Annotated in this window: 10 protein-coding genes; 8 read left to right on the top strand and 2 right to left on the bottom strand. The window is 35.3% G+C overall.

Going from position 1 to position 12,572, the window contains the following annotated elements; genetic code table 11:
* The first annotated feature begins 108 nt into the window (after positions 1-108).
* The 4 genes from pdaA (at position 109) to ORL93_RS19240 (ending at position 4,900) form a co-directional block, all read left to right on the top strand.
* The gene (pdaA, locus tag ORL93_RS19225; protein ID WP_018767230.1) at positions 109-891 is read left to right on the top strand and encodes a delta-lactam-biosynthetic de-N-acetylase; all 783 of its coding nucleotides are present in this window, start codon (positions 109-111) and stop codon (positions 889-891) included.
* Between the two features lie 59 nt (positions 892-950).
* Positions 951-1,814, top strand: coding sequence for a DNA-3-methyladenine glycosylase family protein (locus ORL93_RS19230; protein ID WP_033798588.1), 864 nt, complete (start codon positions 951-953; stop codon positions 1,812-1,814).
* Between the two features lie 10 nt (positions 1,815-1,824).
* Positions 1,825-3,210, top strand: a complete 1,386-nt coding sequence (gene rlmD / locus ORL93_RS19235; RefSeq protein ID WP_003194847.1) for a 23S rRNA (uracil(1939)-C(5))-methyltransferase RlmD — start codon at positions 1,825-1,827, stop codon at positions 3,208-3,210.
* Between the two features lie 211 nt (positions 3,211-3,421).
* Positions 3,422-4,900: a WD40/YVTN/BNR-like repeat-containing protein gene (locus ORL93_RS19240; RefSeq protein WP_098018908.1), complete on the top strand. Its 1,479-nt coding sequence runs from the start codon at positions 3,422-3,424 to the stop codon at positions 4,898-4,900.
* 235 nt (positions 4,901-5,135) lie between these two features.
* On the opposite strand, the gene ORL93_RS19245 is transcribed toward ORL93_RS19240, so the two are convergent.
* A complete protein-coding gene (locus ORL93_RS19245) occupies positions 5,136-6,584 on the bottom strand; it encodes a L,D-transpeptidase family protein (protein WP_006093344.1) in 1,449 nt (482 codons plus the stop codon).
* Between the two features lie 412 nt (positions 6,585-6,996).
* On the opposite strand from ORL93_RS19245, the gene ORL93_RS19250 reads away from it, so the two are divergent.
* The gene (locus tag ORL93_RS19250) at positions 6,997-7,848 is read left to right on the top strand and encodes a DnaD domain-containing protein (protein ID WP_265959380.1); all 852 of its coding nucleotides are present in this window, start codon (positions 6,997-6,999) and stop codon (positions 7,846-7,848) included.
* A gap of 233 nt (positions 7,849-8,081) precedes the next feature.
* Positions 8,082-8,819: a tRNA pseudouridine(38-40) synthase TruA gene (truA, locus tag ORL93_RS19255; RefSeq protein ID WP_040119100.1), complete on the top strand. Its 738-nt coding sequence runs from the start codon at positions 8,082-8,084 to the stop codon at positions 8,817-8,819.
* Positions 8,820-8,883: 64 nt separating this feature from the next.
* Here the strand turns inward: truA and ORL93_RS19260 are convergent, their stop codons facing one another.
* Positions 8,884-10,299, bottom strand: a complete 1,416-nt coding sequence (locus ORL93_RS19260) for a sigma-54 interaction domain-containing protein (protein ID WP_003194858.1) — start codon at positions 10,297-10,299, stop codon at positions 8,884-8,886.
* 281 nt (positions 10,300-10,580) lie between these two features.
* Here ORL93_RS19260 and ORL93_RS19265 point away from each other — a divergent pair, with 281 nt between their 5' ends.
* Positions 10,581-10,835 (top strand): biotin/lipoyl attachment domain-containing protein, encoded by a 255-nt coding sequence (locus ORL93_RS19265; RefSeq protein WP_003194859.1) that lies wholly within the window; start codon positions 10,581-10,583, stop codon positions 10,833-10,835.
* A gap of 232 nt (positions 10,836-11,067) precedes the next feature.
* A complete protein-coding gene (locus tag ORL93_RS19270; protein WP_265959381.1) occupies positions 11,068-12,489 on the top strand; it encodes an amino acid permease in 1,422 nt (473 codons plus the stop codon).
* The last annotated feature ends 83 nt before the right edge of the window (positions 12,490-12,572 follow it).

The following is a 12,572-nucleotide window of genomic DNA, read 5'->3' on the forward strand; positions in this document are numbered from 1 at the left end:
ATCATTCGAGGTGCATTTTTTGGTACATATAGAAAAACTTGTTTAGAATGAAAGGAATATTGAAAACAGAAACTACAGGTACGATGATATATGGAAAGGAGACTATTTATGAAGCATAGATGGTTATATATAGGTCTCATTTTTTCAATTATAATGACACTTGTTCCAGTTTCTGCTTTCGCGTATACGAACGCACCAAATCACTGGGGGATTCCGCGAGCAAAAAATGAGACCCCGCCAGATGCAGGGAAAAAATTTACTGATCTACTCCGGGGTAATGGTGGTTTTTATTTAGGAGACACGAAGAAAAAAGATATATATTTAACATTTGATAATGGATATGAAAATGGGTATACTGGAAAAATTTTGGATGTACTAAAAGAAAAGAAAGTGCCAGCAACATTTTTTGTAACGGGTCATTATATAAAGACGCAAAAAGAGTTATTATTAAGAATGAAAAATGAAGGTCACATTATTGGAAACCACTCTCGAAGCCATCCTGATTTTACAACTGTAAATGATGAGAAACTTCGTGAAGAATTACAAAGTGTAACGGATGAAATTAAAAAAGTAACCGGACAAAAAGAAGTGAAATATGTACGTCCTCCGCGTGGGATTTTTAGTGAGCGTACGCTAGCTCTTGCGAAAGAAATGGGATATTATAACGTATTTTGGTCGCTTGCATTTTTAGATTGGAAAGTAGATCAGCAAAGAGGATGGCAATATGCTCATAATAATGTAATGAATATGATTCATCCGGGATCCATTATATTACTTCATGCTATATCAAAAGATAATGCAGAAGCGCTTGCGAAAATCATTGATGATTTGCGCGAGAAAGGGTATCATTTTAAAAGCCTGGATGATTTAGTAAAAAGCAATCAGCCGTAAGCATGTATGCTTACGGTTTTCTCATGCTATAATGATGTGTAAAAAGGATGAGGAAACGTATGTGGAGCGAACATGTTACGTTAAAGGATTCGTACCATTTTGAAGAGGTACTCAGGCGTTTGTCTTTTGATCCACTCAATGTTGTTCAATTAGAAGAGAAAATAGTTTATGTCCCACTTCTTATGGATGAAGAACAAATTGTTGTCCGCGTACAAGGAATTGGTACGCTTCAAAACCCACAATTTTGGGTTTCAAGTCAGACAGGTGAACAAGAGAAGGTTATGAAACGCATCTATTCCATTTTTCAATGGAATGAATCTTTTCAAGATATACAAACCCATTTTAGAAACACATCATTACGTCCACTTTTTGAAACATATGCCTATACACCACTTGTTTTAGAGTTTGATTATTTTGCTTGTCTTCTTCGTTGTATTATTCATCAACAAGTTCATTTGAAATTTGCTACTTCTCTTACAGAACAATTTGTAAAGCGATATGGAACAGAGAAGAATGGCGTTTTCTTTTTCCCAACACCAGAAAGGGTGGCGAATATTTCAATAGAAGAGCTCAGAAATCAGAAATTTAGTCAACGAAAAGCTGAATATATGGTAGGACTAGCAAAACATATTGTGGAAGGTAAGTTAAATTTAGTGGAGCTAGAAAAACAAACAGAAGAAGTAGTAGCAGCACAATTGTTACCAGTGCGAGGTATTGGTGCATGGACGGTGCAAAACTTTTTACTGTTTGGGCTCGGACGGAAAAATATGTTCCCAAAAGCAGATATTGGGATTCAGCGTGCACTTCAAGGTATATTTCAATTAGAGGATAAACCAGATGATGCATTTTTAGAAAAAATGAAACAAGAGTGTGAACCATACTGCAGTTATGCAGCGTTGTATTTATGGAAAAGTATAGAGTAGAGGTGTAATAATGGTACAAAAGCAACATGAGAGTAAGTTGGAAGTTGGTCAAACGTTTCCTGTGACAATTAAGCGTCTAGGGATTAACGGAGAAGGCGTTGGTTATTTTAAGAGACAAGTTGTTTTCATTCCAGGGGCATTACCAGGAGAAGAAGTTGTTGCGGAAACAACGAAAATTCAGCGTGGCTTTGCTGAAGCGAAAGTGAAAAAAATTCGTAAAGCATCACCGCATCGCGTAAAACCGCCATGCCCAGTATATGATGAATGCGGTGGTTGTCAATTGCAGCATTTAGATTATAAAGAACAGTTGAATCAAAAGCGAGATATTGTGGTACAAGCCTTTGAAAAGTATATGAACGGAAGCATGGAAGCTGACATTCGTCCAACACTTGGTATGGGAAACCCATGGCATTATCGTAATAAAAGTCAATTACAAGTAGGACGTAAAGATGAAAAAGTGATTACGGGATTATATAAACAGAACTCACATCAATTAATTGATATTTCTCACTGCATGATTCAGCATAAAGCAACAAACGAAGCGACAAAAGTTGTACGACGTATATTAGAAAAATTGAACATTTCTATTTACAACGAGAAAAAACAAAAAGGTCTAGTGCGTACAATTGTGACACGTGCTGCAGTTCAAACAGGGGAAGTACAAGTCACATTAATTACAACAAAAGAAGAATTACCAAATAAAGAGCAATTTATCGCAGAAGTACAAAAACAAATGCCAACAGTCAAATCGATTATGCAAAATGTGAACTGGCGTAAAACATCTGTTATTTTCGGTGACAAAACATTCAACTTAGCTGGAAAAGAAGTCATTCAAGAAACACTCGGTGATTTATCATTTGAATTATCAGCACGTGCATTCTTCCAGTTGAATCCAGAACAAACTGTTGTCCTTTACAACGAAGCGAAAAAAGCCGCTGCGTTAACAGGAAAAGAAAAAATCGTTGATGCATATTGTGGCGTTGGTACAATTGGGCTTTGGCTAGCAAATGATGCAGCAGAAGTGCGCGGTATGGATGTCATTCCAGAAGCGATTGAAGATGCAAAGAAAAATGCGAAACGTCACGGATTTACAAATACAAAGTACGAAGCTGGAAAGGCAGAACAATGGCTACCAAAATGGGTGAAAGAAGGCTGGCGTCCAGATGTAATCGTGGTTGATCCACCGCGTACAGGTTGTGACGATAAGTTACTTGAAACAATTTTAAAAGTACAACCAAAGCAAGTTGTTTATGTTTCTTGCAACCCTTCATCATTAGCGCGTGATGTGAAAGCATTAATGAAGAGTTATGAAGTGGAATATGTACAACCGGTTGATATGTTCCCACATACGGCGCATGTGGAAAATGTGGTAAGGCTTGTTAGAAAAGAAAATTAAAGGTGTAGCAGTGAGAGATAGGTCTTATCGAAAAATCGATAAGGCCTAATTTTTATTCAGGATGAATTACGCTGAATCGTATCATAAGTAACGGATAGTGATTTGAATTAATTCGTATGTAAGTAAATAATATGATGATCAAAGGATTATACAAATATTTGGTAAAACAAAGTATACTCAATATAGATAAATATAATCAATTTAATTAGGAGTGATTTTTATACTTAAGCAAAATGCAAAAAGGATACTTATATCATTATTAACAAATCCAATATTAATAATTGGATACTGGATTTTTTGTTATGAGTTAGCTTCATTCTGTACGTATGGAAGAATGAATTATAATATTTATATTTTATTATTATGTATAGTATTTTTTATATCTATAATTACATTTACTACAATGAAAATGATAAAAGATAGAGAATATGAATCTAAAAAATTAACTAATTTAACTGCATGGAAATACATTTCTATTATCATTATTGTGGTAATCACATCATTTTATGGAGTACAGATTTATAAAAGTGCAACAAATTATGGAGGCAAGCTTGCATGGTTTATAGAAAGGTTAAAACATGAAAGGTCAGTTAAATTTAAACATAATAATATATATGAATATGGGGTAGAAGGTATTTTTGAAGATATAAATAAAAAATATACTTTGCCAAAGAAATTATATATGGCAACTGATTTTGATCTTACATTTCATTCAGATGGAACAATCACAGCGTTTGATACATTTGTTTATGGAAAAAATGCTGATGGGAAAGAGGAAACTTACTTAATAACTTATAATAAAAAAAAGTCACAAGACATTACTATAATACGAAATGGATATGCAAATCCTGATTATGATGATGATAAGCTAGTAGAACCTTTAATTAAAACGGTTAAGGCTATTCCAGTTAAGCGAACAGTTAGTAAGTGGAATGAAGGTAAGTATGGATTGATTTATTACGGGAAAAGGAATTGGGGGTACAATACGGAGGGAATTATTAATATTAATGAGGACGGTAAGGAGCATAAACTTGAAGAAGCAACTTCTGAAATCATTGGATATACTGTATCTATATTTGTCCCTGGAAAAGAGAAAGAGTTAGTACCTGCTAGATATAACTTAATAGGTGACCCGAATTGGAGTAAACTAAATACTAAACCAAATCAAAAGAGTTCTAAAGAGAAGCAACAAGATTTAACTAATAGCAAGGAACAGTTTTTCCTATCAAAAGAAGTTGGTTATAAACTAAATATGACAGAAAAAGCATTAGGTAGTGCTTTTTATTCACTAAGCAAGACTATTGATGGAGGTAAAACATGGGAGGTTATAAATACAGACCCATTCATCGGAGGAATTGGTAGTGTATCAGGAATAACTTTTATAAATGATAAACTTGGATTTTTAGGAGCAATCCGTCCTTCTGGTACTAACGGACAGCTATATCGTACAGATGATGGGGGCGTATCTTTTAAAAAGGTAAATTATACACCTCATGAAGTGAAATTAGATCATACACAGTCTATAATAAGTCCTTTTGATTCTCCTGGTATGCCTTATGAGAAAGATGGAGTTTTTAATATGTTAGTTGGACAAGGAGCAGATGGAGATTATAATGGTGATAGTAGCGCACTTTATCAATCAAAAGATAAAGGAGAAACATGGGAATATATAAAGGAAGTTGAAAAATAGTTAGAGTTAGTACTAAAGGTGAATAAATAAAATGGCCTCCGTTGCAGGTGCAACAGTGAACAATACCATAAGCAAATGGGGTTTTTATGGCAGTTGAATATAAGTATACAACTGTTTTCCACCCTGCACAGGAGAAATACGGAGCATAAATAATAAAAACAAAGAAGCAGAAAATCACTTAGGATTTCCTGCTTCTTTGTTTTTATAAAGAAAATACTTGAGATACTGCTATTCGCTAGTACACGACAACCGGTTCATAAGTGCTGAGATTATCATACACAGTTTTCGCAACACTAGGAGGAAGGTTAACACATCCGCCCGATCCTCCCGTTAAATAGGCATTATTGGCCCAGTTTGTCCGCCAGCCGGCATCATGGAATCCTTGTCCGCCATTTGTGAACGGAGCCCAGTAATCTACATTAACGGAATAATCGGGTTTACCTACTGCGCTACCTTTGAGTGTGTACGGTGATCGTTTATAGAGTACATACCACACACCTGGTGATGTATCTTCACTCGTGCTATGTTTACCAGTTACTACATTCGTTGTGACTTCCAATTTTCCATTTTTGTAAATCCAAATTTGCTGTTCTGCAATAGACACTTCCGCATACGTGTCTCCAATGCCATTATTCGCTGTTGTTTCATAACCGATGCCTTCATTATTCCAGCCATTTCCGTAAATATTAGAAGCGGAAAGCGATTTTTCCCCTTTTTCGAAGGCTTCTTGGATTCGTTTTGCTTCTTTTTCAATATGTATTGCCCAGCCATAGCCTTGTCCTTTTACTGATATGACCGAACCAGAATGGGTTTTAAATGCGAAGTCTTTATTTAATGTTGATTTAGAATTATTAATTTCAGCAATCTTGTTCTTAATGTCGCTCGCGTCGATTGTAACTTTCATATCCTTTGACATAGAGGCATTTTGAATTAAATCTTTAGCTTTTAAAGAGTAAACTTCATTTTGTACCTTATAATCAATGGTTTGTTGAAGAAGATCCTGTAGCGCTTGTTCTTCTTTTTTGACAATCGAATCGTTTTCCTTAATAGGCTGTATGTATACAGGATTCAGATGGATTTCACTTTTATATTTCTGCTTGTCGTAATCCTTTAATAGACTAGCAACATCATACTGTTTTCCGTCAATGCTTTTTGAGATAACAACTTTGCCCTGTTCGAGCTTCGCCATAGCATCTTGAGGCGCTTTTAAACTTTTATTCATAGATATGAGTTTTTCTTCTACAAGTTTTTTCATCGTTTCGCTTCGATACTGATCCGCCTTTTCTGGTAGCAACGAATAATCCTTTTCCTTTGAGGAAGGGAAAAATGTCCACTGGCCTTTTAATAGTTTCTTAACTTTAGGCAAATCTTCTTCCGTAAGTTCCGTTTGCGTATCTTTTTCATCTAAAATTTGTTGTTGGCCGACATAGACTTTGTTTTCTAATCCAGATGTTTTTAATTTCTTTAGTGCCTGATCAGCAGTCAGACCGCCGACTTTTGTGTCATTAATCGTAACCTGTGAATTGAAACGAGTTGCCTGATAATAACTCATTCCCCCAATTAGAAGTGCAATTGTAACGACGCCACCTGCTGTGATAAACTTCCAATTTTTAAAACGCTTGCTTGAGTTTACTCGTTTTCTATCAACTTCTTCAACTGATTCATTTATTGTGTTGTTGTTCATAAACTATTCCTCCGTATACATCAACGTCAACCGATTTTAAACTAAAACCATTGACTAGTGTACCTTATTATTCTTAAAATTTCATTATTTTTGACTAGATTTTATCGTATTGAATTGGTTGAATTTGTATTTTTTTAATAGAGTGAGATATCAAAAGGATAGCTAAATTCTTTTGATTCACAATGAATAGTCCCTTACAATGCCCTTGCAAGCCCATCCCAAGCCCTTTACAAGTAATAAATCATTACAAAAACAAAACAAAAAAAACTACTACTACAAGAATCATCCTAAAAGAAATAAAACCGTATTAGTCATTTTTTTAAAATCAAATTGCCAAATTTCCTCATTCGTCCTTATATCTATTAAGGAAACGGCAATTTTCTATGTGCCGCAAAAGATGGGAGGAATCAATATGGCAGTATACCGGAATGTACAGGTGAATTTTTGGCAGGATGATTTTGTATTGGACTTAACGCCGGAGGAACGATACTTTTACATATACTTGCTGACATGCTCTAAAACGACGCAATGCGGCATTTATCCGTTGCCGAAGCGTTTGGCGGAGATGGAAACAGGTTATAACCGGGAGACTGTTGAGAAGCTACTGCAGCGGTTCATTGACTATGGAAAAATATTATATGATGCAGAAACGAAGGAGCTATACATCCAGAACTGGGTGCGCTATAACCTAGTTACGAACACGAACATCGAGAAATGTGTTTTGCGTGAGCTAAAGACTGTGAAAAGCAAAAAGTTTTTACATATGTTTCTTCAAAAATGTTTGGAGGAAGGGCTGAGCATTTCGCTGTTATTGGAGCATTTTGGCATGCCGGTTGAAGAGTCTCAAGCTGTTCCTCAAGATGATGCCGAAAGCTGTGAAACAGATGGGGAAATTGATTCGGGAGGTAATGTATTCACGTTTTATGAACAAAACTTTGACAGCTTGTCACCGCATACGATGGAGGAACTGAATGCGTGGATGGATGATCTGTCAGATGAACTTGTATTGAAAGCACTCCAGATTGTCTATGAAAATAACAAGCGGACGTTTGCTTATGTGAAGGGCATTTTACGGGACTGGCATGAAAAAGGATATACGAGGCTTAGTGAAGTAGAGGAAGCAGCAGTGAGGTTTCGGAAGAAGGAATCGTCTGTTGCCCATGATACTGAGAAATTTCTAAATGATTGTGAAGAATGGGAGAAAAACGTACCGTCTGAAGAAGAGCTACAGAAGTTCTTGCAGGAACATGGGTGGCGTCCGTGAACTAGAAAAGGGAGATTATACATTATTGATTTAATATGTGTGGTCTATGCGCATAATACATTGGCAGAAGTAGACGCCTAATCAGCTGTCTTGTGTTACTATGAAAAGAAGATTACGAAAAACATCATAGAATGCTTAAAATTTTTGTTTTATGTAACGGAAAAAGAAAGGCGGTGAGTCTGTTAATAAAAACATGAATAGGAAAATGTCTATGTTTTTAATAGCAGAAAACAATGAACAACTACAAATTAACAATTCAATATGACGGAGGCCGCTATAAAGGCTGGCAACGTCTTGGAAATAATGATAATACGATTCAAGGGAAAATCGAAAGTGTATTATCAGAAATGACCGGAAGAGAAATCGAAATTATTGGCTGCAGCAGAACAGATGCTGGTGTACATGCTCTTCACCAAGTAGCTAATTTTAAGATTGATGAGAATTTACCAGAACTTAAAGTTAAAAAGTATTTAAATCAATACTTACCAAACGATATTAGTATTACTGATGTAGAGTTAGTCTCAGAACGCTTTCACGCTCGCTACAACTCAAAAGCGAAAACGTATTTATATAAAATTTGGAATGAGGAACATACAAATCCATTTATGCGTAAATACAGCATGCATGTTGGGAAAAAGTTAAATATTGAAAACATGCAAAAAGCAGCGCAATATTTAATTGGTTCACATGATTTTACTGCTTTTTCTAATGCTAAATCTAAAAAGAAATCTATGGTTCGTGAAATATATATGCTCGATGTCGTGGAAAGTGAAGGTTTCATCCAAATTAGAGTGAACGGAAATGGATTTCTTCACAATATGGTGAGAAAAATCGTTGGAGCGTTAGTAGAAGTTGGATTAGGTCAGTTAGATGCTGAAGTGATCCCACAAATTTTAGAAGCGAAACAACGAAATCAAATTAATTGTCTTGCGGATGCGAGTGGATTGTATTTGGAGAAGGTTGATTTTTAGGAAAAAATAAAGACCGTCCTTTCGGAACGGCCTTTATTTTTTATGCTTATAGAACATTCTATGATTACGTATTTAGCCCATACTTTTTTAATCGATATTGCAAGTTTTGTCTACTTAATCCTAAGTATTTTGCGGCTTGCGAGATATTTCCATTATGTTCTTTAAGAATTTGAATAATATACTCTCTTTCCATTTCTTTTATTGTGTTCTTTAAAGTTTTCGATGTATGATCTAATTTATCTGTTTCCCATCTAGCTAGAGGAGGTTGAATAGGGGATTCGTTTTTTGTTAGCTCATAAAAACGAGCTGGGATATGGGATGTTGTAATAACGTCCTCATCTTCAATTAAGTTCATAGCCCCTTCAATTATGTGCTCTAATTCGCGTATATTGCCGGGCCAATCGTGTTTATAGAAGAAATTTATTACGCTGTCATCCACACCTTGTACTCGTAAACCAAACTGCATATTATATTTTTCAATAAAGCTATGAAGAAGCGGTAAGATGTCTTCTTTCCGCTGTCTTAAAGGTGGGAGAAATAAAGTAACGACGCTTAGTCTGTAATATAAATCTTTTCGCAGGCGATTATGCGTGATAGCTTCAATCGGATCTTCATTAATGGTAGCTATGATTCGAACGTCGACTTCTTTTTCTTGTGATCCGCCGATTCTTCGTATTGTTTTATCTTGTATTGCCCGCAATAATTTGGCCTGAAGTGCAGGGCTTAGCGAGTTAATTTCATCTAACAATAAAGTTCCACCATGTGCTTCTTCAAATAAGCCTGGTTTATCGATTGCGCCTGTAAACGCTCCTTTATTCGTACCGAATAATAAGCTTTCCATTAAAGTTTCAGGAATGGCAGCACAATTTTGTGAGATAAAAGGTTTTCCAGCACGTTGACTTTTATTATGAATACTTTGTGCAAATAGTTCTTTTCCAGTTCCTGTTTCTCCCACAATCAGTATAGAGGAAGAGGTACGCGTTACTTTTTTTGCTTCTGTAATAACCGATTGAATCGCGCCTGAATTACCTATTATATGATTGAAGGTAAATTTCGTATGATGCCCTCGAATCGCGCGCCCTTTACTCGTTTGCCTTAATGGAGGAAATTCTTTTACGATTTCAACAGCGCCCTTGATTTTTCCATTCTTCACTATAGGGAAGGTGTCATTAATCGTTGTAATCTCTTGCCCCTTATTATTAAAATAAGTCTGTTTTATATTTTTCTTTGCTTTTCCAAGTGTTAATGCCTCTATAAGAGTACTATTCTGGTTTTCTTCAAAAGCAAATACTTCTAAAAGATTTTTATATAGTACATCTTTATGATCCATCGATTCAATCGCCATCATTTTGCGGTTATAAATGATCGTCTTACCTTCTTCGTTAATCATATGGATGCCAATATCAATTTCATTCAGTAAAGTTTCATATAGCATATTCATTTTAACTAATTTTTTGAAATTGATTTCTTCTGTATACATGTTTCATCTTCTCCTTGTTATACCCTATGAAGACTGATTTTTCTTAATTTTAATAAAATTTTTGCGAGTATGCAAAAAAAATTTGCATGTTTAAGGTGAAAAATCTTTAAAAGAGAAGAAAGATATTGCGTGGAATTCAGATTTTTTCAGTACTATCTCTTAATCCTAAGTAAGAAATTAGGTTGGTATATATCTTGCATGAATAGTAGTTGAATCTTATAAATTTGGAGGTGGGGGAAAAGAGTTACATGCGCACTTAATAAGAAAGAGGGGTTTAAAAGATGAAAACAGTAATAGAAAACGTGTACAGCCCTTGCTATGGCAGAGTTACAAAATTATTTATTAATGAAAGTTCCTACGTATATGAGTGGGAGAAATTAGCTTTAATTGAAACGATGGATGAACGGAAAGTAGAAGTTAAAGTGGGAATCAGCGGTTATGTGGAATTGCTAGAAGTAGAAGAAGGACAAGTTATCACGGAGCAAACATTATTAATAACAGTCAGGGATGATTTATTGATTACAGGAAGTGATTAATATAGTCCTTCTGGATGATGTACCGTTTTCTAAGGATCTTTTAAACAATTGTGGAAAATTATAAAAAAATTTTAGTAGCAACTATTTATCGTGTGATAGGTATTTCCTTGGATTGGGAGATTTTCTTTTGAAAAATCTCCCTCTTGTTACAAGTCTATCGCAATCATGAGTATGCACTTTATTTTTTTATATTATTTTTTAAAGCGTTTACATTTCTGCTAGGGGGGCTCATATGGAAAAGCAAAATCAAGAGTTAAAGCGAGAGCTAAAAAGTCGACACATATTTATGATTGCACTTGGAGGGGTTATTGGTACCGGACTTTTCTTAGGATCAGGTTATACAATTCATGAAGCTGGACCTGGAGGGGCAATTGTAGCTTATCTTGTTGGGGGATTTGTTATGTATTTAACAATGCTCTGCCTTGGAGAATTGGCAGTTGCTATGCCTGATGCAGGGTCCTATCAAACGTATGCTACAAAGCATATTTCACCTGCAGTAGGTTACGTAGTGGGATGGACGTCATGGTTAAACTGGTCCGCTACGATAGGAATTGAACTGATTGCAGTTAGTATTCTAATGAAACGTTGGTTTCCGGATGTATCATCATGGATTTGGTGCATAATTTTTGCAATTTTACTTTTTGCTATTAATGCATTATCCTCAAGAAGTTTTGCAGAGGTTGAGTTTTGGTTTGCAAGCATTAAAGTAATTACGATTATCGCATTTATTATTTTAGGCGGGGCAGCTATGTTTGGTTTCCTAGATATGAAAGGAAATGAACCAGCACCCATGCTTTCTAGCTTTACTGATTACGGAGGACTGTTTCCAAATGGGCTAACAGCTATTTTAATTACAATGATTGCAGTTAATTTTTCCTTTCAGGGAACAGAATTAGTTGGTATTGCAGCTGGAGAGAGCGAAAATCCAGAAAAAACAATTCCAAAAGCTATTAATAATACAGTTTGGCGTATACTAGTTTTCTTTGTACTTTCCATTTTTATACTTGCTGGGTTGTTCCCTTGGCAACAAGCAGGAGTGATAGAAAGTCCATTCGTAGTTGTATTTGATAAAATTGGTATTCCTTATGCAGCAGATATTATAAATTTCGTTATTATTACTGCAGTATTATCAGTAGCAAATTCTGGATTATATGCGACTTCTCGTATGTTATGGTCTATGTCTAATCAAGGCATGATTAGTCCGATTTTTGGTAAGCTATCTAAAAATGGTGTTCCAATTTATGCATTGATTGTAAGTACGATTGTAGGTTGTCTTTCTTTATTATCAGGTATTTATGCAGAGGATACAGTTTATTTATGGCTTCTTTCTATTGCGGGATTCGGTGCAATATTGGTTTGGGCATCTATCGCTTTATCTAACCTTTTGGCTAGAAGAACATACTTAAAGCAAGGAGGAGATATTAAGGACTTGAAATTTAAAACCCCATTGTATCCGTTTGTCCCGCTTCTTGCTTTGGTATTAAATTTAACGGTAATTGTTGGTATGGCGTTTATTCCGGAACAACGTATGGCATTGTATTGTGGTGTTCCATTTATGATTGTTTGTTTACTGTTTTACCGTGTTACAAAAAATAAGAAAAAATCAATGGAACACATTGAAAAGAAGGATACAATAGAAGTAAAAAGTTTATGATGGAATTTTAGGTTTGATTTTTATGTAGATGAGTAATAGTGTTATAAAAAAATCAACCGTAGGTACATAATCACAGCTTTATG

The sequence above is a fragment of the Bacillus sp. DHT2 genome (assembly GCF_026241455.1).
GTDB classification, from domain to species: domain Bacteria; phylum Bacillota; class Bacilli; order Bacillales; family Bacillaceae_G; genus Bacillus_A; species Bacillus_A pseudomycoides.